Annotated in this window: 28 protein-coding genes; 15 read left to right on the top strand and 13 right to left on the bottom strand. The window is 63.2% G+C overall.

What is annotated here, in order from left to right; genetic code table 11:
* Positions 1-21: 21 nt before the first annotated feature.
* From flgG to SJI03_RS24315, 7 genes are all read left to right on the top strand, one after another.
* A complete protein-coding gene (gene flgG / locus SJI03_RS24345) occupies positions 22-810 on the top strand; it encodes a flagellar basal-body rod protein FlgG (protein ID WP_167389655.1) in 789 nt (262 codons plus the stop codon).
* Positions 811-821: 11 nt separating this feature from the next.
* Positions 822-1,484 carry a flagellar basal body L-ring protein FlgH gene (gene flgH, locus SJI03_RS24340; protein WP_099380232.1) on the top strand — a complete coding sequence of 221 codons (663 nt, stop codon included), beginning with the start codon at positions 822-824 and terminating at the stop codon, positions 1,482-1,484.
* 9 nt (positions 1,485-1,493) lie between these two features.
* Positions 1,494-2,606, top strand: coding sequence for a flagellar basal body P-ring protein FlgI (locus SJI03_RS24335; RefSeq protein ID WP_099380195.1), 1,113 nt, complete (start codon positions 1,494-1,496; stop codon positions 2,604-2,606).
* A complete protein-coding gene (locus tag SJI03_RS24330; protein ID WP_416208785.1) occupies positions 2,603-2,995 on the top strand; it encodes a flagellar biosynthesis protein FlgJ in 393 nt (130 codons plus the stop codon). Before SJI03_RS24335 ends, SJI03_RS24330 begins: the two co-directional genes overlap by 4 nt.
* 81 nt (positions 2,996-3,076) lie before the next feature.
* On the top strand, positions 3,077-4,438 hold the full coding sequence (gene flgK / locus SJI03_RS24325) for a flagellar hook-associated protein FlgK (RefSeq protein ID WP_322428917.1): 1,362 nt from the start codon (positions 3,077-3,079) through the stop codon (positions 4,436-4,438).
* A 10-nt stretch (positions 4,439-4,448) separates the two neighbouring features.
* Positions 4,449-5,360 (top strand): flagellar hook-associated protein FlgL, encoded by a 912-nt coding sequence (flgL, locus tag SJI03_RS24320; RefSeq protein WP_099380197.1) that lies wholly within the window; start codon positions 4,449-4,451, stop codon positions 5,358-5,360.
* Positions 5,361-5,365: 5 nt separating this feature from the next.
* Positions 5,366-6,409 carry a hypothetical protein gene (locus SJI03_RS24315; RefSeq protein WP_322428916.1) on the top strand — a complete coding sequence of 348 codons (1,044 nt, stop codon included), beginning with the start codon at positions 5,366-5,368 and terminating at the stop codon, positions 6,407-6,409.
* Here SJI03_RS24315 and SJI03_RS24310 read toward each other — a convergent pair.
* From SJI03_RS24310 to SJI03_RS24300, 3 genes are all read right to left on the bottom strand, one after another.
* Positions 6,406-8,571, bottom strand: a complete 2,166-nt coding sequence (locus tag SJI03_RS24310; protein ID WP_322428915.1) for a putative bifunctional diguanylate cyclase/phosphodiesterase — start codon at positions 8,569-8,571, stop codon at positions 6,406-6,408. The two genes, SJI03_RS24315 and SJI03_RS24310, sit on opposite strands and share 4 nt — an antisense overlap.
* A 129-nt stretch (positions 8,572-8,700) precedes the next feature.
* Entirely contained in the window at positions 8,701-9,546 is an 846-nt protein-coding gene (locus tag SJI03_RS24305; RefSeq protein WP_322428914.1) for a DUF5672 family protein, read from the bottom strand.
* A 122-nt stretch (positions 9,547-9,668) separates the two neighbouring features.
* Positions 9,669-10,121 (bottom strand): hypothetical protein, encoded by a 453-nt coding sequence (locus SJI03_RS24300; RefSeq protein WP_322428913.1) that lies wholly within the window; start codon positions 10,119-10,121, stop codon positions 9,669-9,671.
* A gap of 182 nt (positions 10,122-10,303) precedes the next feature.
* On the opposite strand from SJI03_RS24300, the gene SJI03_RS24295 reads away from it, so the two are divergent.
* Positions 10,304-10,771 (top strand): PACE efflux transporter, encoded by a 468-nt coding sequence (locus SJI03_RS24295; protein WP_070291265.1) that lies wholly within the window; start codon positions 10,304-10,306, stop codon positions 10,769-10,771.
* On the opposite strand, the gene SJI03_RS24290 is transcribed toward SJI03_RS24295, so the two are convergent.
* On the bottom strand, positions 10,747-11,628 hold the full coding sequence (locus SJI03_RS24290) for a LysR family transcriptional regulator (protein WP_035826890.1): 882 nt from the start codon (positions 11,626-11,628) through the stop codon (positions 10,747-10,749). The two genes, SJI03_RS24295 and SJI03_RS24290, sit on opposite strands and share 25 nt — an antisense overlap.
* A gap of 87 nt (positions 11,629-11,715) precedes the next feature.
* Here SJI03_RS24290 and SJI03_RS24285 point away from each other — a divergent pair, with 87 nt between their 5' ends.
* A complete protein-coding gene (locus tag SJI03_RS24285) occupies positions 11,716-11,919 on the top strand; it encodes a DUF3460 family protein (RefSeq protein WP_035817978.1) in 204 nt (67 codons plus the stop codon).
* A 6-nt stretch (positions 11,920-11,925) separates the two neighbouring features.
* On the opposite strand, the gene SJI03_RS24280 is transcribed toward SJI03_RS24285, so the two are convergent.
* Positions 11,926-12,675, bottom strand: a complete 750-nt coding sequence (locus tag SJI03_RS24280; protein WP_416208784.1) for a YcbK family protein — start codon at positions 12,673-12,675, stop codon at positions 11,926-11,928.
* A gap of 99 nt (positions 12,676-12,774) precedes the next feature.
* Positions 12,775-13,611 (bottom strand): EAL domain-containing protein, encoded by an 837-nt coding sequence (locus SJI03_RS24275; RefSeq protein WP_322428912.1) that lies wholly within the window; start codon positions 13,609-13,611, stop codon positions 12,775-12,777.
* Between the two features lie 232 nt (positions 13,612-13,843).
* On the opposite strand from SJI03_RS24275, the gene SJI03_RS24270 reads away from it, so the two are divergent.
* Positions 13,844-14,656, top strand: coding sequence for a class II glutamine amidotransferase (locus SJI03_RS24270; RefSeq protein WP_322428911.1), 813 nt, complete (start codon positions 13,844-13,846; stop codon positions 14,654-14,656).
* 66 nt (positions 14,657-14,722) lie between these two features.
* Here SJI03_RS24270 and SJI03_RS24265 read toward each other — a convergent pair whose 3' ends face one another.
* Positions 14,723-15,253 carry a GNAT family N-acetyltransferase gene (locus SJI03_RS24265; protein ID WP_225240924.1) on the bottom strand — a complete coding sequence of 177 codons (531 nt, stop codon included), beginning with the start codon at positions 15,251-15,253 and terminating at the stop codon, positions 14,723-14,725.
* Between the two features lie 301 nt (positions 15,254-15,554).
* On the opposite strand from SJI03_RS24265, the gene SJI03_RS24260 reads away from it, so the two are divergent.
* A complete protein-coding gene (locus tag SJI03_RS24260; protein ID WP_152252574.1) occupies positions 15,555-16,610 on the top strand; it encodes a sulfate ABC transporter substrate-binding protein in 1,056 nt (351 codons plus the stop codon).
* A 59-nt stretch (positions 16,611-16,669) separates the two neighbouring features.
* Here SJI03_RS24260 and SJI03_RS24255 read toward each other — a convergent pair whose 3' ends face one another.
* Positions 16,670-17,158, bottom strand: coding sequence for a hypothetical protein (locus SJI03_RS24255; RefSeq protein ID WP_322428910.1), 489 nt, complete (start codon positions 17,156-17,158; stop codon positions 16,670-16,672).
* Positions 17,159-17,328: 170 nt separating this feature from the next.
* Here SJI03_RS24255 and SJI03_RS24250 point away from each other — a divergent pair, with 170 nt between their 5' ends.
* Positions 17,329-17,547, top strand: coding sequence for a TOBE domain-containing protein (locus SJI03_RS24250; protein ID WP_034757699.1), 219 nt, complete (start codon positions 17,329-17,331; stop codon positions 17,545-17,547).
* Positions 17,548-17,608: 61 nt separating this feature from the next.
* On the opposite strand, the gene SJI03_RS24245 is transcribed toward SJI03_RS24250, so the two are convergent.
* Positions 17,609-18,196 carry an NADPH-dependent F420 reductase gene (locus tag SJI03_RS24245; protein WP_322428909.1) on the bottom strand — a complete coding sequence of 196 codons (588 nt, stop codon included), beginning with the start codon at positions 18,194-18,196 and terminating at the stop codon, positions 17,609-17,611.
* A gap of 148 nt (positions 18,197-18,344) precedes the next feature.
* On the opposite strand from SJI03_RS24245, the gene SJI03_RS24240 reads away from it, so the two are divergent.
* Positions 18,345-19,268, top strand: coding sequence for a LysR family transcriptional regulator (locus SJI03_RS24240; RefSeq protein WP_322428908.1), 924 nt, complete (start codon positions 18,345-18,347; stop codon positions 19,266-19,268).
* Here the strand turns inward: SJI03_RS24240 and SJI03_RS24235 are convergent.
* The gene (locus tag SJI03_RS24235) at positions 19,246-19,995 is read right to left on the bottom strand and encodes a LytR/AlgR family response regulator transcription factor (RefSeq protein ID WP_099380205.1); all 750 of its coding nucleotides are present in this window, start codon (positions 19,993-19,995) and stop codon (positions 19,246-19,248) included. The genes SJI03_RS24240 and SJI03_RS24235 overlap by 23 nt on opposite strands.
* Positions 19,992-21,236, bottom strand: a complete 1,245-nt coding sequence (locus tag SJI03_RS24230) for a sensor histidine kinase (protein WP_322428907.1) — start codon at positions 21,234-21,236, stop codon at positions 19,992-19,994. Before SJI03_RS24230 ends, SJI03_RS24235 begins: the two co-directional genes overlap by 4 nt.
* A 416-nt stretch (positions 21,237-21,652) precedes the next feature.
* On the opposite strand from SJI03_RS24230, the gene SJI03_RS24225 reads away from it, so the two are divergent.
* Positions 21,653-22,531: a serine hydrolase gene (locus tag SJI03_RS24225; RefSeq protein ID WP_099380207.1), complete on the top strand. Its 879-nt coding sequence runs from the start codon at positions 21,653-21,655 to the stop codon at positions 22,529-22,531.
* Here the strand turns inward: SJI03_RS24225 and SJI03_RS24220 are convergent, their stop codons facing one another.
* Positions 22,532-23,464, bottom strand: a complete 933-nt coding sequence (locus SJI03_RS24220; RefSeq protein ID WP_099380208.1) for a DMT family transporter — start codon at positions 23,462-23,464, stop codon at positions 22,532-22,534. It lies immediately after the preceding gene.
* Positions 23,465-23,573: 109 nt separating this feature from the next.
* On the opposite strand from SJI03_RS24220, the gene SJI03_RS24215 reads away from it, so the two are divergent.
* The gene (locus SJI03_RS24215) at positions 23,574-24,473 is read left to right on the top strand and encodes a LysR family transcriptional regulator (protein ID WP_099380209.1); all 900 of its coding nucleotides are present in this window, start codon (positions 23,574-23,576) and stop codon (positions 24,471-24,473) included.
* 14 nt (positions 24,474-24,487) lie between these two features.
* On the opposite strand, the gene SJI03_RS24210 is transcribed toward SJI03_RS24215, so the two are convergent.
* Complete coding sequence (locus SJI03_RS24210) at positions 24,488-26,413, bottom strand: methyl-accepting chemotaxis protein (RefSeq protein ID WP_322428906.1); 1,926 nt, start codon at positions 26,411-26,413, stop codon at positions 24,488-24,490.
* Positions 26,414-26,463: the final 50 nt, after the last annotated feature.

Below are 26,463 nucleotides of genomic sequence, written 5' to 3'. Positions count from 1 at the left end.
ACCAATTACCAGGAGTAAACCATGAATCCAGCAATGTGGATCAGCAAGACCGGCGTGCAGGCACAAGATGCCAAACTGCAAGCCATCGCGAATAACCTGGCCAACGTCAATACCGTCGGCTTCAAGCGCGACCGCGTCGTCTTCGAAGACCTGTTTTACCAGGTCGAGCAGCAGCCGGGCACGCAGCGCGCTGACAATACCCTGTCGCCATCGGGCGTGCAGTTGGGTAACGGTACCCACATGGTCGGCACGCAAAAGGTGTTTACCACCGGCAGCCTGCAAACGACGAGCCGCGAATTCGACGTCGCCATCACCGGCAACGGCTTCCTGCAAGTGCTGCGCCCGAACGGCGAAGCGGCCTACACGCGCGCCGGCCAGCTGGGCATCAATGAAAACGGCGTAATGGTCAACGCCCAGGGCTTGCCCCTGGTGCCGCAAATCACCGTGCCGAACAATGCCACGGCGATCACCATCGGCGAAAACGGCATGGTCACGGCCACCGTGCCGGGCAATGTCAACGGCACCCAGCTGGGCCAGCTGAACCTCTCCAGCTTCATCAACCCGACAGGCCTGCTGGCACTCGGTGAAAACCTGTTCCAGGAAACGGCATCGAGCGGCACGCCAACGGAAGGCCGTCCTGGCGAAGGCGCACTGGGCAAGCTGAAACAATTCGCGCTGGAAGGCTCGAACGTGCAGGTGGTCGAAGAGATGGTCGACATGATCGCAGCCCAGCGCACCTATGAAATGAACACCAAGGTGCTGTCGGCCGCCGACAATATGCTGCAATACCTGGCGCAAGCGGCACGCTGATGACAGTCGCCATGAAAACCACGGCAGCCATGCTGCTGGTGTTGATGGCCGGTTGCGCCAGCCGGCCGGCGGCGCCGGTGGCGCCCAGCTTTTCCGATACGCCGCTGCCCGTGGCGCCGCGCAGCGCTGCGCGCGGCGGCGTCGGCGGCGGCGTTTTCAATCCCGACGCGGGCCTGGACCTGATCTCGGACAGCCGCGCCTTCCGCGTCGGCGACGTCGTCACGGTGGCCTTGCAGGAAACCACGCAGGCCAGCAAGAAGGCGGGCACCTCGTTCAACAAGGGTTCGTCCGTCGGCGTGAATGCGGCCAATATTCTCGGCAAGACCTTCCCCAAGACCGGTATCGACCTGTCGGCCGACCGCAACTTCGCCGGCGACTCGACCAGCACGCAGCAAAATGCGCTGTCCGGCGCCATCACCGTGATCGTGCAGGAAGTGCTGCCGAACGGCTTGCTGCGCGTGCAGGGCGAGAAAACCCTGACCCTGAACCAGGGCGAGGAATTCGTGCGCCTGCGCGGCTACCTGCGCGCCGCCGATATCGATTCGAACAACCAGGTGTCATCGTTGCGCATCGCCAATGCACAGATCGCCTACTCCGGCCAGGGCACCCTGGCCGAAGCCAATACACCAGGCTGGCTGACGCGCTTCTTCGTCGGCCCATGGATGCCGTTTTAAGGTGACCTCATGAAATTTCGTTCCGCCCTGCCCCTGGCAGCCATGCTGGCCGTGCTCTCCGGCCTTGCCCTGCCCGCCAGCGCCGCGCAAGTGCTGCGCAACCTGGTCAGTATCGAGGGCGTGCGCGACAACCCGCTGGTCGGCTACGGCCTCGTCGTGGGCCTGAACGGCAGCGGCGACACCACCCAGGTGAAGTTTTCCAGCCAGTCCGTGGTCAACATGCTCAAGCAGTTCGGCGTCAAGATGCCGGACGGCGCCGAAGCGAAAAGCAAGAACGTCGCCACCGTCATGGTCAGCGCCGTGTTTCCACCAGGATACCGCCGTGGCCAGGCCATCGACGTCACCGTGTCGTCCTTGGGCGATGCGAAAAGCTTGCGCGGCGGCACCTTGTTGCTGACGCAATTGCGCGCGGCCGACAATGAAACGTATGCGCTGGCGCAAGGCAACGTCGTCGTCGGCGGCTTGAACGCCACCGGCAAGAGCGGCTCTTCCGTCACCGTCAACACGCCCACCTCGGGCCGCATTCCCAACGGCGCCAACATCGAGCGCGAGATTCTCAGCGATTTCTCGACCAAGCCGACCGTCACCCTGAACTTGCGCCACCCGCATTTCGAGACGGCCATCAATATCGTCGAAGCCGTCAACCGCCGCTTTGGCGCCGTCGCCACCACGCGCGACGCCACCAGCGTGGAAGTGCTGGCGCCTGAAAACCCGACCCAGCGCGTGGCCTTCATGGCCAAGCTTGAAGCGCTGTCCGTCGATGTCGGCGTCGATACGCCGAAAGTGGTCTTCAATTCGCGCACGGGCACCGTCGTCATCGCCGAAGGCTTGCGCGTGAAGGCGGCCGCCGTCACGCACGGCTCGCTCAAGGTCGTCATCTCCGAAAGCTCGGCAGTGAGCCAGCCGGCACCGTTCGGCCGCGGCCAGACCACCGTCACGCCGCAATCCAAAGTGTCCGTCGACCAGGGCAACGGCAATATGTTCAAATGGCCGGCCGGCGCCAAGCTGCAATCGATCATCGACGTGGTCAACAGCCTGGGCGCTTCGCCTGATGATATCATGGCAATTTTACAAGCCCTCGACCAGGCTGGCGCCATCGAAGGCGAACTGGTGGTCATATGATCAACATCAACGACAGCAGCAGCGCCCTGCCCTCGGCGCTCGACGACAAATCCCCTGCGGCCGCCGCGCCGGCCGATCCCCGCTATGCGGCCAAGGCCACCGAGGCGGCCGTCAAGTTCGAAGCCTTCTTCATCTCGCACATGCTGCGCCAGATGCGTTCTGGCACGCGCGAGATGGCGGGCGAGGACAGCGTCTTCAAGGACCCCGTCAACAGCGACATGCTGGAAATGGCCGACAACCTGGTGGCCGACAAGATGGCTGGCCAGCGCGCCTTCGGCATCGCTGACGCCATCCTGCGCCAGCTGCTGCCGGCAGCCGGCGCCCCCGTGGCCGCCAAAAGCACTGTCAAGACCGACAATATTGCGGCCCCGCTTAATAAATCCGTCTGAAGCGTCGCCTGTACAAGGTAACAACGATTCAATGCCTGCCCACCCGCATGCGCCACACTCTTCACGAAAGAAACTTGCCCAATGAGCATCATCAGCAATGCATTGTCAGGCAGCATCGCCGCCCAGGCCGCACTCAATGCGGCCAGCCAGAACATCGCCAACCTGCAAACGGCGGGCTATACCCGTCAAGGCGTGCTGTTGTCTTCGCTTGGCGCCACCGCCGGCGTACGCTCGGCCGGCAATGGCGTGGAAGTGTCCGCCCTGCTGCGCTTTGCCGATGCTTATAAAAGCCAGCAAATGTGGCGCGCCGCGTCCGACCAGGGCGCCCGTTCGCAGACCCAGCCTTACCTGACCCAGCTCGAGCGCGTGATGGGCGACGATGCCTCCAGCATCAGCAACGGCATCGACGGCTTTTTCGCCGCACTCAACGCCTCGGCCGTCGACCCGACCTCGACACCGCTGCGCCAGCAGATCATCACCTCCGCCGACGCCATGTCGCAACGCTTCAACAGCATCAGCACCGTCATGGGCAACCAGTTGCTGTCGCTGCAGCAACAACGCGCAGCGATCGTGCCGCAAGCCAATACGACGCTGGCCAATATCGCCGCACTGAACCAGCGCATCAGCGCCTCCACGGCCTCGGGTACGAACGTGTCGTCGCTGATGGATGCGCGCGACCAGCTGATCGACGGCCTGGCCTCGCAAATGGGCATCGACGTCCTCGACCAGCCGGACGGCTCGCGCAATATTTCGCTGAAGTCAGGTCAGCCGCTGGTGATCGGCAGCCTGGCCGGCACCTTGACCAGCAACATGACGAACACGGGCGAGCAAACCCTGAGCCTCGATTTCGCCAAGTCGTCGTACACCCTCGATCTGGTCGCCATCGGCGGCCAGATGGGCGGCCTGGGCGAGTTTGAGAAAAATACCCTGAAACCGCTGCAACAGTCGCTGCAAGACATGGCCACCCAGTTGACCAGCAAGGTCAACGCACAGCTGGCCTTGGGCAAGACCATGGCCGGCACATCCGGCGCCCCCCTGCTGGCCTACGCGAATGGCAAGCTGAGCATTACTCCCGGCTTCAACGCCAAGGACCTGGCCCTGTCGCTGACGGGTGCGGCCGGCGACAGCGGCAACTTGCAAAAATTGATCGATATCAAGAATCAATCGATCAACGTCAGCTGGGTGGGTACGGTCCTGATGAGCGATGCGGATACGCAGCTGGTCGGCAAGCTGGCTATCTACAGCCAGCAGAACCAGGCCCTGCTGAAGACGTCCAACACAGTGCGCGCGCAAGCGATCGATGACTGGAAGTCCACCAGCGGCGTGAACAAGGACGAGGAAGCGATGAACCTGGTCGAATTCCAGAATATGTATCAGGCAAACATGAAAGTCATTTCCGTGGCGAATACCTTGTTTGATGCCACTTTGCAAATGATGGGTTAAGGAGAAGATCATGCGTGTCGCCAGCAGCCAGTACCAATCGCTGATTAATATTTCGCTTCAGCAAAATCAAGAACGCATCAATTACCTGACCCAGCAAATGTCGTCGGGCTTGCGCATCCAGCTGCCATCGGACGATCCGATCGGCAACGTGCGCATTTCGCGCCTGACGCGCGAGCAAGCCATGGTCACGCAATACCAGGACAATATCGCCACGGTGAAAGTGCGCCTGCTGAAGAACGAAAACTACCTGTCGAGCATGGTCACCGACATGGGCCAGGCACGTGATCTGCTGGTGTGGGCCGCCGACGGCGGCAATGCGCCGGACGACCTGAATGCGATGACGCAATCGCTGATCGCCATGCGCGACAGCGTGCTGTACACGGCCAACCTGAAGGATCAGGAAGGCCGCTACATGTTTTCCGGCACCGCTACCGACCAACCCGCCATCAAATACGATCCGGCGGCAACTGCAGGTTCGCGCTATACCTACATCGGCAATACCGACACGCAGACCGTGGTGGTGGGCAATGGCGTGACGCAGGCGGCCAACGTCGACGTGAAGAACCTGGAAGTATGGCTGAACAAGATCGACCAGGCCATCACCACGCTGGGCGTGCCTGGCGTCAGCCCGAACGATCCGGCCGTGCGCAGCGTGGTGGGTGCGGCGCTCGATGGCACCGATGACGGCATGGATTTACTCTCCGGCAAGATCGCCATCTTCGGCGGCGCGCAAAACATCCTCACCACGCTCTCCGGCAACCTGGCCAATGTGTCGCTGTCGAACAATTCGGCCCTGCTGGACCTGAAAAAGACCGACATGGGCGCGGCGGCCATTGAACTGACCGGCTACCAGACGGCCTTGCAGGCAACCTATAAAGCCTACGCCAAGGTTGGCACCATTTCCCTGTTTGATCTTCTCTGACCATCATGCAAATCGTTCAGACCTCCTCCTCTTCCGGCGTCAATGCCAAAGGCGCCGGCACAGCGCGCGTCGTCGATGACGCGTCCGCCGCGGTCAAAGGCAGCGCCAGCGCGCGCAGCGAAGCGCCGGCAGCGAGGAGTTCGACGGCGAGCCTGCAGCGTGGCCTGAGCAACTGGGATCACCAGTTGCAGGGAGAAATTTCTAACGCGCAACAAACCCTCGACTACCTGGAACGCAGCAGCAGTCAGTTGCAAGCGCTGAAAAGCGAGCTGGCGGCCAAGCTGGCCGCGCGCCAGGGCCGCGAAGGACAAGTCGAGGCCAGAGTACGCCAGTTCAGCAATACCTGGCGTCAGCGCGCCAGCGCCTCGGGCGGCACGCTCGATGCGCAACTCAGCTATACCAGCCCGCAGGCGGCACAGCAGAACTTCAGCATCCGCGGCCTGACCATGGCCAGCCTGCAGGAAGGCCCGCAGGAAGTGCTGGCCTTTTCCGTCGGCGGCGCGAACCAGGCCTTGCGCTCGGTGAATATCGAACCTGGCCTGAGCGCGAACGAAATCGTCTCGCGCTTCGACCGCGCACTGATGCCGTCCGGCATCGGCGTCAAGCTGGGCGAGAATGGCGAACTGGTGTTCAGCACCTCGGAAGCGGCCTGGACCAACGTGCGCGACAGCCTGTCCGTGCGCGGCAGCGGCATCCGCTACCCGACCGGCCAGATGAGCCGAGTGCGCACGGATGCGGAACCGGCCGCCATTTCCCCGGAAGAATGGCATACCGGCGATACGGAAGCGCTGCGCGCCACCTTGCAGCAAGTGGTGCAGGCGCTGGCGCAGTTGCAGGCGGCGCGCAGCTCCGTCAGCCTGGCCCTGGCGCAAGCCACGGGACGGGTGGCCCGCGCGCAACCGGTGCAAGTGCACGTCAGCATGGATACCCTGGCGGAAAACTTCACGGAAAAGGCCAGCCAGCCCGGCTATGAATCGCTGCTGGCGATCAGCTCGGCGCTGGTCGGCATCAGCCGCGAGCGCGTCGTCGCGCTGCTGGGCCTGGATTAAAAACGCCGGCCCGCCGCCAGCATCGCACTCAACTGCTCCACAGGCACCGCGCCTGAAAATACATAACCCTGCGCATAATCGCAACCGGCGGCCCGCAGCAAGTCACGCTGCGCGGCCGTTTCCACGCCTTCCGCCACCACTGTCAGGCCCAGTCCCTGCGCCAGGTTGATGATGGCCACGCAGACGGCCAGCGCAGCGTCGCCCGGCCCCAGTTCCCGCACCAGCGAGGGGTCGAGCTTGAGTACCTCGAGATCGCCCCGCTTCAGGCAGGCCAGCGAGGCGCTGCCGGCACCAAAGTCGTCGAGCGCCAGCGCCAGGCCCATGGCGTGGAACTGGCGCAGGCGGTCGGCCACCTGGCGCGCCTCGTCGAGCAGCACGGCTTCCGTTGTTTCGATGACGATGGCGCCCGGCGCCAGGCCCGCCCGCGTCAGCGCATTGCCCCAATCCTGGTACAGCGCGGCATCGCAGCGAAATTCCACGGCCGACTTGTTGATACAGACCTGGAACACGGCGCCATGCGCGTCTTGCCACTGCCGTGCCTGGCGCACGACCTGTCGAAAGACCCATTCGCCGATATCGATGATCAGGCCGTTGGCCTCGGCAAAGCCGATGAAATCGGCGGGCACAAGCAAGCCGCGCAGCGGATGGCGCCAGCGCAGCAGCGCCTCGGCCCGCTCGATGCTGCCGTCGCACAGGCGGATGATGGGCTGGTAATGCACCTCGAACTGTTCCTGCGCCAGCGCCAGGCGCATCTCGCGCACCGTGCTGCGGCGCAGGTCGGCTGCCTGCTGCAAGGCGGGCGTGAAATAGCTGTAGCCATTGCGCCCCGCGCTCTTGGCCGCATACATGGCCTGGTCGGCATGCCGCAGCAAGGTGTCCGTTGCCTCGGCGTCGGCCGGATACAGCGCCACGCCCACGCTGGCCGACACTTGCGCCGTGTCGCCGTCGAGCACGAAAGGCAGGGCCAGCGCCGTCGTCAATTCCTGCAGCACGCGCTCGATGCCGCCCAGCTGCCCCACGCCGGCCAGGATGACGGTGAACTCGTCGCCGCCCAGGCGCGACACCGTATCCGTGGAACGCACGCGCTCGCTGATGCGCAGCGCCGCCTGGCGCAGCAGCATGTCGCCCTTCTCGTGGCCGAGGCGGTCATTCACCTGCTTGAAATGGTCGAGATCGATGAACAGCAGGGCCAGGCAAGCGCCTTCGCGGCTGGCGTGGCGCGCCTCGTGCTGCAAGCGATCGAGGAACATATGGCGGTTCGGCAGTCCCGTCAACGGGTCGAAATTGGCTTGCCGCCAGATGCGCTCGGACGCGGCGCGCTGCGCCGTGATGTCGCTGACCAGCGCCAGCGCGCCCAGGTAGGTGCCGCCGGAATCGAAGATGGGATTGGTGGCCAGGGTGGCCCACAAGGTGCTGCCGTCACGCCGCTGGAACTTGAATTCATGGCGCTCGACGATGCCATCCTGGCGCCGCGCGATGTTGCGCTCCAGGATGGCGCGCCCCTCGTCATCCATGAAGGCGGCCAGCGGCTGGCCCAGCATGTCCTCGATCTGGCAAGCGAGCATGTGCGCCATCTTCGGATTGACAAAGCTGGTCAGCGCCTGCGCATCGATTTCCCAGATGCCCTCCTCGGCGCTGTGCACGATGCGCCGGAAACGCTCTTCGCTGCGTTCGAGCGCGGCCAGCTTGCCCTCGGCCTGCTCCAGCACCAGGCGCAGGGCCTGGCCGTTCGGATCGGCGCTGCCCAGCAGGCTGACGGGCAAGCCTGCCTCGCGCACGCCGGGGCGCAGCCGCACCTGCAGCTGGATGCGTTCGGGCTCGCTGCTATTGAGCACGCGCTGCACGAACTGCTCGAAATCGTGCCGGAACGCCTCATGCACATACGAACGGAACAACACGTGGCCAAGGCGTTCGCGCACCAGGCCGAACAATTCGGCCGCCACCAGGTTGACCTGCACGATCGCGCCATCGAGACCGAGCACGAAATAGGCGACCGGCGCCAGCAGGTATAAATCGTTGAAGTAGGCCTGCTCGCGTTCGGCCTTCACCCGTTCCGGGCTGAAGACGCCATCGTCAAGCAAGGGCATGGCCGGCCATGGCACGGGGGCCTGGCCATGCAGGGAGGAATCCGGAGCTGAGACCGCATGCGGTGTATTGTCCATGGCTATCCTTTGCACCACCGCCCAGGCAATCAGGCGGATGCTGTCCCGAGACTAGCATGCGCAACGCTCAGTGTCGAGCGATGCATGCCAGCATGCCATCCAGCACAGGCGCAGCGGCCGCCAGGATGGCTAGGCGCGCGGCGCAGCCGGGCGCGAGCGGCCATGCTTGAGCGCGTGCAGGCCTGTCCGCAAGGCAAGCAGGCAAGCATCGCCGAATAACGCCGCGCCGCCGTTGAGGCGCCGCCGCAATACCCGTGCCGCCATCCGGTAGCGGCCGGAGCGATACAGCTGCTTGATCAGCCCGCGCGCGACTGGCGCATGCAGCGTGGCATCGTCGCACTTGCGCAGGTAGTCGGTCAGTTCCGCGTCGTCCAGTACTTCGCCAAAGTTGAAAAAACCATGGAATCCGAACGTGGGACCGGCCGGCATAATGCCTTCGAAGGCAAAGCTCGAGGCCAGGCCGGCATCGGCGAAACGCACGCCAAACTCCTGGCGCAGACGGTCGCCATGCAGTTCGCAGATCGCATAATCCTCTGGATGGGGTTGCGTGATGGCCAGCTGCGGCAAAACGTCATACAGGCGCCGCGAACGCAGCGAAAAGCCACCATTGCCGACAGCCACGGGGCGATGCGACCACGGTGCGCCGATATAATCGCAGTCCAGGAAAGCGCTCTGCCATTGGCGCGCATCCACAATGAAACTGTCCCACTGCATGACGAGCGCATGCGTGCCGCTGAAATGGGCGCCCAGTTCATGCACCATGAATGCCGAATACGCTTCCACGCTCTCGATGGGGGCGATCAGCACCTGGCGTATATGCGGGGGCAAGTCATGCCGGCGGGAAGTGAACAGCAGGCATTCCTTGAAATCGGCGCCGGCCAGGCAGCGCTCGATGGCAAAGCTGGCCAGCTCGGGATAACGCGTTTCCACACACACCAGGCTGATGTTACGAAGGTCCAGTTTGTCATTATGCATTACAGGCTTTTCATCGGAGTGCAGGTGGAAGGCATGCCAGGCGCGGGCATGGCTTATTTTGCAACGCCCGCATGATACAGCGCAAACGGGAGCGGGACAAGGGGTATGGCCGCGCGAACGGCTCAGCGGCCCATGCCGCGCCGGCGCAAGCCGAAATCATGGCCCACCACCAGCAAGGTACTGGCCACCAGGCTCGATAGCCCCACGATCAGCTGGATCAATTTGTCGTCAGGCAAGATCCACAGCGACGAGTCCGGCGTCTCGCAGCCCGTGGCCGCGCTGATCAGGGGAGAGACCCAGGCCGCGTCCGGCGTCACGTCCAGCACGACGGCGCCGTCGGCGCTTGTCTGCATATAGATATCGCCGCCCTCGGCCAGGGTAAAGCAGATGCCCACGCCCGTTTCCGTGGCGCGGATATTGTCCTGCATGCTGCGGTTATGTTCTTCGATCCACACCTCCACGTCGTATGGCGTTTCCAGGTGCTCCCACGGACGGGGGCGGAAACGGGGACGTTCGTCCGCGCTGGCGAGGGTGTCGGGAACGTCGGGGATGTTGCTGTCTGCTGCGCCTTGCATGCTGGTTGACCTTTTCTGCGGTGATGCGGCGGGACCGGTTGCCTGCCAGCCGCCATTATCCACCGTTCACGGCATGCATGGTATTCCCACGGCGAATCCATCAGAAAAACTGACAGCTATCGACTTCAAACATCAGCACACCTGACTTAAAATACGCGCCATCTCTTCTTTACAGGCTTTACATGCAAGGCATCAAACGCAAAATCGTCTACGTCACCGCCTTTGAAATCATCGGCATGGCCATTTCCACGGCTTGGCTGACCCTGCTTTCGGGCGAGTCGCCCACCAGCACGGGGCCGCTGGCCATCATGATCACCACCATTGCCGTGATCTGGAACCTGCTCTACAACACGGCCTTCGAATACTGGGAAATCCGGCAAGTGTCGCGCACGCGCACCGTCTGGCGCCGCATCCTGCATGCAATCGGCTTCCAGATCACCTTGGTGATTTACCTGATCCCATTGATCGCCTGGTGGCTCGACATCAGCTTGTGGCAGGCGTTCGTGCTGGACTTCGCCCTGATGCTGATCATCCCGTGCTACAGCTTCATTTTTAATTATTTCTTCGACGGCCTGTTCGGTGTGCCCCTGTCGGCGCAGCAGCCGAAGGAAGAGCCAGCGGACGTTCAGGCCGCTTCGCTGAGTAACTGAAGAAAGGACCGCGCCGCCATGCCCAGCGGCCGGTCCTTCATCCACACCAGGTGGATGGGCACGACCAGACCATTGCCCGTATTCTTGAACGCCACGCAGCGCACCCGCCCCGCCGCCAGAGAATGCTGGATGGCCGAGGCGGCAAAGTTGCCCCATCCCAAGCCCGCTTCCACCATCGCCAGCGCCATCGGCAAGCTGTCCGTGCGCCAATAGGACAGCCCCACCACGGGACGCGCATCGGCCAGGTCGAGTTCGCGACTGGCGACGATGATCTGACGCAAATTCACCAATTCCTCGATATACAAGGGCTGGCCGGCCGCGCTGGGCGGATGCTGGGTGGAAATAATCGCCAGCAAGGCATCGCTGCCCACCAGCTGGAACTGTTCCTCGTGATTGATGCGTCCGCCTGCGAAAGCCATGCAGGCGCTGATGCGCCCCCGGTGCAGCATGTCGAGCACATCGTCCTGCGGCGCCGTCAGCACTTCGATGTCGAGCAGCGGATGGCGCTGCGACAGCGCGCGCACGGCGGCCAGGAATGGCGTATGGTCAAGCTCGGCCGCAATGCCCAGCGAAATGCGGCTCTCCAGTCCCTGCGACAATTCCTGCACGTGCAGGTGCAACTGCTTCAACTGCTCGGCGATCAGGCGCGCGTGCGGTATCAGGGCCATCGCGGCCGGCGTGGGCACGGCTTCGCGCGCGCCCCGGTCAAACAGGGTGATGCCCAGTTCCGCCTCGATGTTGGCCATCGCCATGCTGACCGCCGACGGCGCCCGCCGCAAGGCGCGCGCGGCGGCCGAGAACGAGCCGCCGTCGACGACGGCCAGGAACAGTTCGATGTTATGGCTGGACAGTTTCATGGAATCGGAAAGTGGGAAGCGGAAAGCGGGCGGCACGTTTGCGCCGCTGGCGATAGAATGAAAGAAATCTCGATAGCAGGAGGAGCCATGACTCATCCACTTCCCTACCGCCGCGGCGGCTATGTCTCGGAATTCACGCGCTTTATCGACGGCTACCTGCGCGACCATCCCGAAGCGCAAACCAGCCAGCGCCTGGGCTGGCGCATTTACTGGGAACGCCCCGTGAATTTCGATGAATGGCGGCGCACCGAACGCGATAGCGTGCCGGAGCCGCCCTACCATTACGACTAAAAAGTCTTAGCCTTTCCAGGTGCGCTGCAAGCCCGTATCGGCATGGATCCAGCCGCCACGGGGGCCGGAGCGGTAATAAAAGCCCACGCCTCCCTGTTTGAAGCTGCGCACGAGCGAACCGAGCACTTCCGCGTTCAGATTTGCCACGCGGATGTCGGCGGCGCGGCCGGAAATGTGCAGCGACTGGCGCGCGGCCGGTACGCCCGCCTCGCGCAGGCGGCTGTTGGACTCGGCCGTGCGGTAGCCCGACAGGATCTCCAGCGGCTGCTCGATGCCGTAACGGGCCACGAACGCTTGCGTACCCCACAGGGTTTCCAGCAGTTTCGGGTCGATGGGCGCCGTCTTCTTGCCATTCACGTCGCGCAGCAAGTGGCAAAGTTCCTGGTAGGCCGAATCGATGACCTCGCCATCTTTCCAGTACAGCAGCTTGGCTTTTTCATTGCTGGCCGGGCGCACCACTTCCAGGGTGCGGGGCTTGAGCCAGAATTCCAGGTCCAGCGCCTGCGCGTCGAAGATGTCGGGAGGCGGTTCCATCTCGGTGATGACCTGGCGCGACTGCGAGGTGACCGAGCGGTCAATGCTGGCCAGCTGCGTCGGCTGGGGTGGCACGCCCGTGCGCGGCGCGCGCGGCTTGGCGCTGGCCGAAGCCGAGGCGGGAGCGGCCGTGCGCGAGGCGCAGCCGATGAGCGGAGTGGCAACCAGGCCCAGCGCGGCCAAGCCCATACCGTGGTGTAGAAAATTTCTGCGCGATGCCATAGTCAGTCCAATATAACGATGGGAATACTATAGCGTATTGTGCCGCGAAGAAAAACCCTCAATGCCTATCGTGTCGCCCTCATTTCACCTTCGGGCGCCCTACGCGGCGGCGGCGCTGGCCACGCTGTCCCGATTTGCCTGCGCCAATGCCGTCAAAGGCTTGTCGAGCAGATAACCCTGGGTGACGATGGGCAATCCCGTGGCGGCGGCGATGCGCTGCAGCGCGGCCAGCGCGGCCGGCGTGTCGAGGCGTTTGAAAATGACGCGGATTTTCGCCGCATGGCACACGGTGACGAAGCTGGCGACGGCCTGCTCGTCGCTGAGGTTGCCCGCGTCAAGCTTGAATGCATGCGGATGCAGGCGCTCCAGCATGCCCGTGGCCTCCTGCACGCTGGCCACGTTGATGGCCAGGCGGAAGCCGTTGCGGCGGTAATTGTCGGCCACATAGTTGAGCAGCCAGCCCTGGTTCGGCGTCACCGTCGGCAATTGCAGCACGATGCGCTCGATGGGCAAGCCCAGCGCGTCGAGGATGCGCTGGAAGGCGTGGCCGTGATTGCTGCTGACGGCGCTCAGCAGGCGGTCATGCACGTTCAGATACAGGTCGGCTTCCTCCGCTTCGCTCTGGCGGAAAAAATTAATGGCGTGCAGCATGCGGCACAGCCGGTCCAGCTCCACGGATTCATCGTCGCTGGCCGCGTGATCGAGCAAGCGCCACAGCGACAAGCCTTCGTCCGCCTTCGACACGCTGCGCGCCAGCCCCTCGAACGCCACCAGCTTGCCGCTTTCCAATTCGCGCAGCGGCTGGAAAGCGCTGGTCATGGTGCAATTGAAAAAGCGCCCCAGCGCCCTGCCCTCCCCGTCGAGCCAGACGCTGGTGCCGGCCTGGGTTTGGTGCGACAGGCGGGCCAGGTAATTTTTCAGGACGGGAAATGGCATACGTGCTCCTTCATCGGGCTGCGCCAGCTGCCCTCATGGGGAAGACGGCGCCAAAGTGTGCAGAGTAAGGCAGCGCCAACCAAAGGAGAACGAATGGTTTCGCCATTTGATATGCGCCCAGCACATATGGGATGCGGCGACCAGCGCATAACGATACTCGGAAACATTCCTTCCAGCCACCTGCCCCGGCCTTTACTGTGCTCATGTACCGATACCATCAGGAAGGGCCGCCATGTGCCAGTTACTCGCAATGAACAGCAGCAAGCCCGCGGCGCTGGGTTTTTCCTTTGCCGGCTTTGCCGAACGGGGCGGACGCACGGACGAGCACCGCGACGGCTGGGGCATCGCCTATCATTCCAGTAGCGGCTGCACCCTGCTGACGGATCACCTGGCTGCCATCGATTCGCCGCTGGCAGCCCGGGTGCAGCAGCATCCCGTGAAGGCGAAAAACATCGTCGCGCACATCCGCAAGGCCACGCAGGGCCGCATCGCGCCGGAAAACACGCATCCGTTCGCTCGCGACCTGTGGGGCAAGACCTGGTCGTTCGCCCACAATGGCGACTTGAAAACGTGGCGCGCGCCCGCCAATGCGCACTACCGCGCCAGCGGCGACACGGACAGCGAGCAGGCCTTTTGCCACTTGCTGGCCCGTTTGCGCACGCGCTTCCCCTTGGGCGAACCCGCGCGCGCCGACTTGCGCGCCGCCATCGCCGAGGTCGCCACGGAAATCGCCGCGCACGGCACATTCAATTTCATCCTGTCGGACGGCGAGCTGCTGTTTGCCCACTGTTCCACGCATTTGCACTTCGTGATACGCGAATACCCGTTTTCCGTCGCGCAACTGATCGACTGCGAGCGCAGCATCGACTTTCGCCAGCATAATCACCTGGACGACCGCATCGCCGTCATCGCCACGCATCCGCTGACGCAAAACGAGGACTGGCTGGCGTTCGCGCCCGGCGAACTGAAACTGTTTGCGGGCGGCACTTTGCTGCCGGCAAACGAGAGCGTGCCGCAAGGCGTGTATATCCAGATCAGTTACTGAAGGGAAATATTCAAACGGAGGAAATGGCCCGCCGCCGGATGGGCGGGCTGAAGTGCAGAAAAGCCGTCAGGCCGAATTGCAGTTGCAAAAGCGCTTGCGCTTGGGGTCGCCGCTAGCGATACCCGCGGGGTCAATCTGTTTCCAGCAAAAAATCGTTTCCACGCCATACGGCGAACGCACATTGCCCGCCTCGACATACCCTTGCTTGACGAAAAAGGACTGGCTGCTGGCCGTGCTGTGCAGTTGCAGGGCCTTGATGCCCCACTCGCGCGCCTGCGCCTCCAGTTGCTCCACCAGCGCCTTGCCCGCGCCGCGGCCTTGCGCCTCGGGCAGCAGGTAGCACAGGGCCAGCTTGCCGGCGCGCGTCAGCAAGCCGACGCCGACAACGGCGCCCGCCTCGACTGCGACCAGCGAAAAATTGGTAGGCGACGCAAACCAGCACGCCACCATCTGCGGTGTTTTATTGCCCAGCCAGGCTTCCAGGATGGCCGGATCGTCCCGATGATCGAGGCTGCAGCATTCGACGATGGAGCGTCGTAATACGTTGCACGCCTCGAAAGCGTCGGTCGATGTTGCAATACGAATTTCAAGACTCATGTACGCTCACAAAATATTCCAGTTGCCGATGCAGACGGTTTTACCCCTGTATCGTGCGATTCGACTATACACCAAGCGGCGCTTTCGGGTTTTTTGCCGCGCGCCACGGACCGGTTTTGCCTATGGTGCGATGCCTGCAGACTAAGTGCTGATGCGCATCTTGCCCACGAATGTTTCCAGAAATCGATATCTGTTTTTTAGCGCAAACGGGAATCGAATCTAAGCATATTACGAAAAATTCGTTTCTTTTCCGGCCGGAATTTTAGACTATGTCTATCTATTCTCACAACAAGAGTTCAACATGACCCATTCCAACGCCGTATCGACTGCCGCAGCAACGCTCACCCAACGCTCGCGCCGCTGGTTCCTGGCCAGCGCCCTGGCCGCTTCCGCTGCCGCCATGAGCCTGCCGATGGCCGCCAGCGCCGCCGAACCCGTGGTCTTGCTGAACGCGTCCTACGACGTGATGCGCGAACTGTTCAAGGACGTGAATCCCGCATTTATTGCTGATTGGAAAGCCAAAACAGGCGAAACCATCACCATCAAGCAATCGCACGGCGGCTCCAGCAAGCAGGCGCGCTCCGTCGCCGATGGCCTGGAAGCGTCCGTCGTGACCATGAACCAGGCGAATGACATCGATATCCTCGTCGACCGCGGCCTCGTGGTGGCCGACTGGGCCAAGAAATTCCCGAACAATGCGGCGCCGTTTTACTCGACCATGGTGTACCTGGTGCGCAAAGGCAACCCGAAACACATCAAGGATTGGGACGACCTGGCCAAGCCCGGCATCAAGGTCATCGTGCCGAACCCGAAAACCTCGGGCAATGGCCGCTACACCTACCTGGCGGCGTGGGGTTATGCCGTGAAAAAAGGCGGCAGCGAAGCGCAGGCGCGCGACCTCGTCACCAAGCTGTTCAAGAACGTGCCCGTGCTGGACGGCGGCGGCCGCGGCGCCACCACCACCTTCACCCAGCGCGAAATCGGCGACGTGCTGGTGACGTTTGAAAATGAAGTGCAACTGGTGCGCGCCGAATTCGGCGACAACTTTGAAGTGGTGTATCCAAGCATCTCCATTTTGGCCGAGTCGCCGGTGGCCGTCGTCGACAAGGTCGTCGACCGCCGCGGCATCCGCAAGGAAGCCACGGCCTACCTGCAATACCTGTACTCGGAACCAGGCCAGGAATTGGTCGCCAAGCATTATTTGCGCCCCCGTTCGGCTGCCGTCGCCAAGAAATACGCGGCCAGCTTCAAGCCGATCACCCTGTTTACCATCGATGACGTCTTTGGCGGCTGGAAACAGGCGCAAAAGAAACACTTTGACGATGGCGGCGAGTTCGACAAGATTTATCAGAAGTAAGTTTGCGCCATATCAACAAAAAACCGGGATTTGTCCCGGTTTTTTCATGCCTCCACACATCACTGCTTCTTCAGCAGCAGCTTGAATTGCGGCACCCAGCGCCCATCCACCAGCATCTCGCTGGCCACCTCATAGGCATCGCCCGACGGCGTCCAGCGCACGCGATAGGTCAGCGTCTTGCCATTCGCGCCCACGTATTGCGTGGCGGGAAAGTCGAGGCCGCCGTCCGCCGGCAGCATCGTGCCGCGGCTATGGCCGCCGCTGTTTTCCACATACAGGAAGGCTACCTTGCCTGCGGCGGGATCGTGGTAATACGTGGTTTCGCCCACGTAGTCGGGCTTGCCGGGGCTGCGCACCGTGTGGACGTCGCGCAGCATCTGGCCGCCATACAGCCACTGGAAACAGTGCTCATCCGTTTGCTTCCCGCCAGGGAACTCGCCCTTCCAGCAATGCCCGGCCAGGAAAGCCATCGGTTGCAGGGCGGCAATGGGTTGCGCCAGCACGGCGACTGTGGGCAACAGCAAGAGCGACAGCAGGAATGGACGCATGGCACACCTCCGGTAGATGCTCGAGTATAGGCGAATAATATGCTTACAGCAGCGCTGGCGCACACTTTGCGCATATCGATATGCGCATCGATTCGTGGTCAAAAGCGTGCGCGCGCCGTACTCTGGCCTTGTCGCGCCGCATGGCGTATTACGGGCTCAAAGGAAATATCATGGCTATCTCGGAAGTGAATGTACGCAACCAGTTTCGCGGCAAGATCAAGGAAATCATCTTTGGGCCCGTGGTCTCGGAAGTGGATGTGGAAACGCCGCACGGCATCGTCACCTCGGTCATCACCTCGCGCTCGATCAAGGACCTGGACTTGAAAGTGGGTAGCGAAGTCATCGCGTTGGTGAAATCGACGGAAGTGTCGATCGCCAAGATCCAGTAGCCTTGCCCTGAACGGCCTCGCTGGCGGCCAGGCCGCCGGCCTCCCCGCGCGTCCTGGCCACTCAGCCCAGTTTGACGAGGTTCTGCAAGATCAACGGACCGCCCATACCCAGCAAAACGCCGCCTTCTGCGATTTTCCCCAGGTTCACGGCAGCAAACCCCAGCTGTTCCACCAGCCTGGCGACCGTGATGCCCGAGGCGGCATCGTTACTTGAGACAAACATCACGCGGCGCCCTCCCCCTTCTGCCGGGTCCGCCGCCAGCAAGCGTGCCGGTAGCTGGTTGAAGGTCTTGACCACGAGCGCATCCGGAAACGCAGCGGCCACCACATCGCTGGAGGCCTGTCCCTGCAGCTCCTCGATCGGGACCCCATACGTATTCATCGCGTCGATCACGATCTTGCCGTGCCAGTCCGCTGCCGCACCTGCCAGCGCCAGGTGGGCGCGGAAAGGAATGGCAAGGATAATCACCTTCGCCTCCAGCGCCTGCGCCACGTCCATGACGGTAACGAGGTCGCCCAGCTCGGTGCTCAATGCCGCCAGGGAGGCCGGGCCACGGCTATTCGCCAGCCCCACGGCAATACCGCTGCGCACGAACTGGCGGGCCAGGGCTGTGCCGACGTTACCGGCACCGATAATGGAATAACTCATGCTGATCCCCTGATTAATTAGTTGAATGAAAAGAGAAACAAAGCGCCCGCATACGGCTCAGGCAAGCCATGATGCGCGCTGGACCTCAATCTGAGAAGCCGGTATATTGCGATCTGATCCATCTCATATTCAGATACAGGAGTCCGTCATGCTGGATGGGGTTTCACTTGATCAACTTCGCACCTTCATTGCCGCAGTCGATGAAGGCAGCTTTTCGGCGGCCGCCCGCAAGCTGCACCGGGTGCAGTCGGCGGTCAGCGGCTGGGTGGGCAGCCTGGAAGGACAACTGGGCGTGCGGCTGTTCGACCGCGCTGGGCGCTTTCCGGTCCTGACGGCCGAAGGCGCGCTGCTGCTGGCCGATGCGCGCAGCATCGTCGCCGGCGTCGATACGCTCAAGGCGCGCGCCAGCCTGATGGCGTCGGGACTGGAAGCGGAATTGTCCGTCGTGGTCGATGTATTCTTCCCCACCGATGCCGTTACGCGGGCGGCCAAGGCCTTCGCGCAGCGCTTTCCGCTGACGCCGCTGCGCCTGTTCGTCGAAGGTTTGGGCGCCGGCTATCAGCCCGTGCTCGACGGGCGCTGCAGCGTCGGTATCCTGGCGGCGCTACCGCTGGCATTTCCTTCGCTGGCGACTGCCAGACTGGGCGAACTGCCGCTGGTGACGGTGGCCGCGCGGGACCACCCGCTGGCCAGCCTGGGCGGCCGCATTTCCAGGAGCGAACTGGCGAAACACGTGCAACTGGTGCTGACGGACCGCTCGGCACTGATGGCTGGCCAAGACTATGGCGTCTGGTCCCCCGCCACCTGGCGGCTGGCCGACCTTTCCACCAAACATGCCTTCCTGAAAGACGGCGTCGGCTGGGGCAGCATGCCGCTGCACCTGGTCGAGCGCGACATCCACGCAGGCGCGCTGGCGCTGCTCGACACCGAGGACATGGCATCGTCAGGCTTCATGCTGGCCATCCATGCCGTTCACCGGGCCGGCGCGCCGCCCGGGCCGGCCGGAAGGTGGTTCATCGACTATCTGCGCACCAGCACCGCCGCCGCCTTCAATCCCGGAACAAATACGTAAACGTGCGGCTGACGGGCAGCTTTTCCGTGCTGCCGCGCAGCAGCACCTGCATGCGTTCGGCATCGATGCGCTCGGCCGCCTCGATGGCTTTCACGTTGACCATGGTGCCACGGTGGATTTGCCAGAACTGTTCCGGATCGAGGCCGCCCAGCAAATCCTTCAACGGCGTGCGCACCAGCGCCTCCGAGCCGGCCAGCACCACACGCGTGTATTTTGTGTCGGCCTGGAAGAACAGCACGTCATTGATGTCGATCAAACGGATCTGCTTGCCCACGCTGGCCCTGATCCATTTCAATTTTTCGCGCGGCGGCGCCGGCAGCGCCGCGCGCAGCGATTGCAATAAATTCGCCATGTCGGCCGGCTGGGCGCCGAGCTTGTCGCGCAGCCGGGCCAGCGCCCGCTGCAGCCGCTCGGCCTGTACGGGTTTCAACAGGTAGTCGACGGCGCCCGCGTCAAACGCATCGACGGCGTACTGGTCGTAGGCCGTGACGAACACGACGTGGGCGCGCTTGCCGATGCGCTCGGCCACTTCCAGGCCCGACAGGCCAGGCATGCGGATGTCGAGGAAGACCACGTCCGGCTCATGCTCGAGAAAACCGTCCCAGGCATCGTTGCCGTTTTCCGCCACCAGCACGATGCGCGCCTCGGGCCAGGCCAGCGCCAGCATCGTTTGCAGGCGTTCGCGCATCAGGGGTTCGTCTTCGGCGATCAGGATGGTGGCATTCATGCGGCAAGTTCCTTGATATTCATCGGCAATACGATCTCGGCGAGCACGCCCTCGTCCTCGCGATTTTGCACGTGCAGGCTGGCAGCGGCTGCGGCCAGCTGCAGCCGGCGGCGCACATTCTCCAGGCCCAGGCCGCCTCCGGCCGCACTCGCGGCGCCCAGGCCCACACCGGTATCCTGCACGCGCAAGCGCATGGCGCCGTCCGCGTCCAGCAGGGCCGAGACGGCGATTTCGCCGCCCCGCAGCGATGGCTCGATGCCATGCTTGATGGCGTTTTCCACCAGGGTCAGCAAGATCATGCTGGGCACTTGCATCTGCGCCAGGCCGGGCGGCAAATCGAGGCGGAAGGACAGGCGCGTGCCCATGCGTACCTGCATCACTTGCAGATACGCTTGCACCACGTCGAATTCCGTTTGCAGGGGCACCTGGTCGGCGCGCATCTCGGCCAGGCTGGCGCGCAAGAAGGCGATCAGGTTGGCCGTCAGCGCGGCCGCCTGCACCGCCCCGCTGGCGCCCTGCTCGGCCAGCTGCTGCACGGCGCCCAGGGTGTTGAACAGGAAATGCGGTTCGATCTGCGCGCGCAGCAAACGCAGCTGCGATTCGCTCAGCTCGCGCGCCAGACGGTCGCGCTCGGCATCCTGCTGCAGCTGCAGGGCCAGCGCCTCGTACTGGCGGTTGCGCCACAGAACAACGATGGTCATCGGTATCATGTAGACCAGCCCGGCCGTCAGCGCGGCCCAGCCGCCCACGCGCGCACCGCGCTCGATGGCCACGCCGATGGAACTATTACCTTCCAGTATGGCGCGCAGCACGCCAATCGCCACACCGCCCAAGGCCGGCACCAGCAGTAGCAGCAGCAGCGTCTTGAACTTCTTTTGCGCCAGCTTGCGGTAATTGAACCAGACCCCCAGCACGCCCCAGGCCATCGCTAGGCCGAGCACATTGCTGAGCACCACGGCCTTGGTCCAGCCCACCTTGTCGGGCAGCAGCAGATGCAGCACGACGCCGACGATACTGAACAACAGCACCAGCCTGGCTGCCGCCAGGTAAAAGCCGGCGCCCCGGTACTTGAGCATGAAGGCGTGGAATTGCTGGCGCTCGATCGGCGTCAGGGTGACGAGGCGCAACGCCACCCAGCGCCGCCAGCCATGCGGCAACTGGGCCGCCGTGTCCGGATGCGCGAGCACCCTGAGGGTTTCATCGTCGTAACAGCGATACCATCCCGCAAATTTTTTCCACATGCTGCGTTCTCCTTGTCGTCTCAATCAGGCATGAACGCAGTCTACGGCGCCCTTGTTGCAGGGCATAGCGTGGGGCGACGAAGCACGAAGCGACAGGCATCAGCGACGAAACGCGCGGCGCCTGCCGGACCATGGCTGCCAATATTGCTGAAATAATACGAAGTTTCCAAGACGAAATCAATAATCGCGCAACAATTTTCACTACGGCAAGATTAGCCCCATTTATTTGCCAAATTGGCCGCAACGCCGCTTGTCACGGGCTTATACCGTAGACATCGCTTGATCTTTAATGGTATTGTTTAAGCTTGGCAAATATTGCCTCCGAGATACACGCCGCGTCCCCGCGCGGCCCGTTTCCGGATTTGCGCGCAGCGCCCACGATGGCGCCCCAAAACTGCTTTCCCACATACAATCCCATGCTCAAAAAAATGTTCGCCGCGGTGCTGATGACGCTTTCGACAGCGGCCATCGCCGTGCCCTTCGGTTCCCAGTCGATACTGGTGGTCGAAGACGGCACAGGCAAAGTCTTGCTTGAAAAAAATTCCAACGTGGTGGTACCCATCGCCTCGCTGACCAAACTCATGACGGCCATGGTCGTGCTCGACTCCAAGGCGAATATGCAGGAAGAGATCAGCATCGACCGCGAGGATGTCGACACCCTGAAACACAGCACCTCGCGCGTGCCCGTGGGCGCCACCCTGAGCCGCCACGACGTGCTGCAACTGGCGCTGATGTCATCCGACAACCGCGCCGCCGCCTCGCTGGCGCGCACCTTCCCCGGCGGCCCGACCGCGTTTGCCGTGGCCGTCAACGCCAAGATCAAGGCCCTGGGCATGCGCCAGACCGTGATCGAAGAGCCGACGGGCCTGTCGCCGAACAATCAGTCGACGGCGGCGGATCTCGTCAAAATGGCCGTGGCCGCCTCGCGCTACCCGGAAATCAGCCGCATCACGACGGACTCGAAGGACATCATCCAGATCAAGGGCCGCGACGTGGAATACCACAACACGAACCGCCTGGTGGGCGCCAAGGGCTGGGATATCGGCCTGTCGAAAACGGGCTATACGAATGAAGCGGGCCGCTGCCTGATCATGCGCATCAAGTCGGCCGGCAAGTTCGCCACCATGATCCTGCTCAACGCGCGCGCCAATTCCGTGCGCGCCATGGACGCCGTCAACATCCGCCGCATGCTTGCGGCCGAGAACGGCATCGAAGAACCGAAAGTGATGCGCGCCTCGGTCAGCCGGCACAAGAAGGCGCCGGCGAAACCTGGTAAACGCCGCCGCGCCCGCTGATTATTTCGCTTGCCGGTTGGTCATCACCACGCCGGCAATCGTCACCGCGCCGCCCACCAGCATCGAAACCAGCACGGGTTCGCCCAACAGCACTGCCGCCAGCACGATGCCGAATACGGGCACGAGGTTGTTGAACACGGCCGTGCGCGACGGACCCAGCGCTTTCACGCCCTCGTAATACCAGACAAAGCCGATTACCGTGCCGAACACGCCCAGGTAGCCGATGGCGGCCCACACTTGCCAGCCAAAGCTGTGCCATGGCACGTTCGGGAATTCCACCACCGCGCCCACCAGCAAAAAGGCCAGGCCCCACATCGACGCATACGTGGTGGCGGCAATCGGGCTCAAGCCCTTCAGCGCGACCCGGCCGATCAGGGTGTAGGCGGCCCAGCTGGAAATACCGCAAAACATGAACACTTCGCCCATGCCGATGCCGCCGCCCGTGCCATGCAGCACGCCGGCCAAGTCGCCGCGCGTGATGACGATGGCCGTGCCGCAAAACGCCAGCATGATGCCCAGCCACTTGAAGGAACCGAGCCGTTCGCGGAACAGGAAGGCCGAGGCCAGCGCCGTGACGATCGGGTTCAGGGCCACGAACAGAGCCGTGCGCCCGGCCGGCATGCGCGACAGGGCCGCCAGGAAGCACAGGTTGTACAGAAAGATGCCCGTCAGGCCAAGCGCGGCCGTCGTCATCAGCTGCTTGCGGTCCAGGCGCGGCAAGCCGCCTTCGAGTTTCCACGCCAGCACGAGCAGCAACAGCACGGCCACGCCGAAGCGTCCGCTGGCCGCCGTCATCGGAGGCATCTGCTGCGCCAGCACGCGGCCGGCGATAAAGGTACCGCCCCAGAACAGGGCGACGAAAATCAGTTTGAGATAGACGAGCGGCGATTGCACGGAAGGCAAGGCGGCGGAAGGTATGGCGGTAGTGCGCATGGAAAGTCCTATGATATCGCTTGTACAGCGGACGCTGTACATATATATTAATACTAATATTAACTCATGAAATAATGAGCAAATACTCATATCTCAAAGAAACCACACCATGACCTTCACGCAACTGGAAATCTTTACCCTGGTAGCCGAACTGCACGGTTTTTCCGCCGCCGCCGCGCAGCTGGGCATCAGCCAGTCAGCCGTCTCGCATGCCTTGAAAGCGCTGGAAAAGGAGATGGGCGTTGACCTCATCGTGCGCCACCAGGCCTCGGCCGAACTGACCGATGTGGGCCGCCAACTGCTCGTGCGTGCGCGCGAAATCCTCGGTTTGTCGGAAGCCATGCGCCAGGAAGCGGCCGACGTGCTGGGCCAGCGCCAGGGCACCCTGCGCATCGGCTCCTTCGGCCCGACGTCGTCGTTGAATCTGCTGCCGGCCATCACGGCGCAATTTCGCCTGCGCTATCCGGGCATCGACCTGCGCATCGACGAGGGCGCAGACCATGAAGTGGTGCAGTGGATACGCGAACGCAGGGTCGACGTCGGCTTCGTCGTGCTGCCCGACGAGCGTTTCGATACGGCGCCGCTGGTGGAAGACCAGATGATGGCGCTGGTGCCGCGCAGCCATGCGCTGGCCAGCGAAACGTCCATCACCCTGGCGCAGTTGTGCGAAGGTCCGTTCATCATGTCCGAAGCGGGATGCGCCTGCCTGATCGAACCGCTGTTCGCCAACGCGGGCTTGCAGCCGAACGTGCCCTACCGCATCAGCCAGGTGATCACCATCCTCGACATGGTCAGCCGCGGCGACGGCCTGTCCATCGTGGCCGAACTGGCCCTGCCGCAGCGCCTGCGCGAACAGTATCCGGAGCTGGTCGCCCTGCCGTTAAACCCGCCCGTCAGCCGCAAGGTGGGCCTGGCCGTGCGCGACCGGCGCCAGAACACGCCCGCCACCAACGCTTTTTTCGAGGTGGCGAAACAGATGGCGCCGACCCTGGCGCCCCGCCGCGCTTGAAAGTCCAAAAGAGCTTAAAACGTCTCCCACTCTTCGCTGCGCTCCGGCCTGGCGACGGGCACCGTTGCGGGACGGCTGGCGATGCGCGGCGCAATCGATGCGCGCGCCGCGGGCCTTGCCGGCGGTTGCTGCGGCGCCTGCCCGTCATCGAGCTTGAACACGCCCACCACCTGCGCCAGGGTGCTGGCCTGGTCTTGCAGGCTTTCCGCCGCGGCGGCCGCCTCTTCCACCAGGGCCGCGTTCTGCTGCGTCACCTGGTCCATCTGCGCAATCGCCTGGTTCACCTGCTCGATGCCCGAGCTTTGCTCTGCGCTGGCCGCCGTGATCTCACCCATGATGTCCGTTACACGGCGCACGCTGTCGACGATTTCCTGCATCGTCGCGCCAGCCTCGTCGACCAGGCGCGCGCCCGAGTCCACCTTGCCCACCGAATCGTCGATCAGCAGCTTGATTTCCTTCGCTGCGCCAGCGGATCTTTGAGCCAGATTACGCACCTCCGTCGCCACCACGGCAAAGCCGCGTCCCTGCTCGCCCGCGCGTGCCGCTTCCACGGCCGCATTCAAGGCCAGGATATTCGTCTGGAAGGCGATGCCGTCGATGACGCTGATGATGTCGACGATCTTCTTCGACGAGTCGTTGATCGAGGCCATGGTATCGACCACCTGTGCCACCACTTGCCCGCCCTTGCTGGCCACGCCGGACGCCGATTGCGCCATCTGATTGGCCTGGCGCGCATTGTCGGCATTCTGTTTCACCGTGCTGGTCAGCTCTTCCATCGAGGCTGCCGTCTCTTCCAGCGAACTGGCTTGCTGTTCCGTGCGCGATGACAGGTCCTGGTTGCCGGCGGCGATTTCCGATGACGAGACTTTCACCGATTCGCTGGCCGTGCGGATTTTTACGAGCACGGCGGCAATCTTGTCGATGAAGCGGTTGAAGGCGCCGGCGATCTGCGCCAGTTCATCCACGCCGGAAGCGTCGAGGCGGAGAGTCAGGTCGCCCTCGCCCGAGGCGATGTCGTCGAGCGCGTCGCGCACCAGTTCCAGGCGCTTGAGCATCCTGAACACCAGCAGCGACAGCAGCAGCGCCGCCAGCCCGGTCAGCAACGCGGCCGTGACGGTGGCCGTCGTCAGCATCGTCTGCAAGGCTTGCATGGCTTCCTGCTGGTCCAGCACCACGGCCAGCAGCCAGTCGGTGCCCGCCACGCGCGTGACATACAGCTTGCCGTCACGCTCATCGAGGCGCACGGCATCGCTCGTGCGCGTGCTTTCCAGGCGGTTGACCTGCGCGGCCGACAGCGACGCATCGAGTTTCGTCACCGGCTGCAGGCTCAGGTCCTTGTTCGCGTGGGCGATGATGGTGCCGCTCTGGTCGACGAGGAAGGCAAAGCTGTGCGGCGTCGGCTTGATCGCCACCACGTTGGCGATCACCGTATCGAGCAGCACGTCCGCGCCCGCCACGCCCAGCAGCGCCTCTTTCGGGCCGACGGGCGCCGTGAACGACACCACCAGCTTGTGGCTGGCCGCGTCCACGTACGGCGGCGTGAGCATCGGCACGCCCGCCTTGACGGTGTCCGTGTACCAGGCGCGCGCCGTGGGATCGAAATCAGCCGGACGGCCCGGATGGGTAAACACGGAGCGCTTGTCCGCGTAGCCGATGAACACTTCCGCGAAATCGCCAGCCTTTTCCGCGATCTGGAAGGCGCGCAGCGGATCGGGCGTCTCTGCCGACATGACAACGGACGCCATGACCTTTTTCTTGCCATCGACCCATTGCGCCAGCACGGCCGACTGGCTGTGCAGCAGCTGCTGCATCTGCTGGTCCGACGACGCCAGCATGCTGCTGCGCGTGGTGACGTAATTGGCGACCGAGAGGGCCAGCATGGACAGCACGACGATGGCCACGCAAATGAGCACCAGCCGCGTGCGAAGGGAAGACAACATGATGGACTCCTCGTTTCAATTTTAATGGCGTGAAACAGTGCTTTTGCACT

Origin of the sequence: Janthinobacterium sp. GMG1, assembly GCF_034427795.1 — a bacterium.
GTDB lineage: Bacteria > Pseudomonadota > Gammaproteobacteria > Burkholderiales > Burkholderiaceae_D > Janthinobacterium.
The sequence above is the reverse complement of the archived record's forward strand: the minus strand, read 5'-3'. Positions and strand labels throughout refer to the sequence as shown.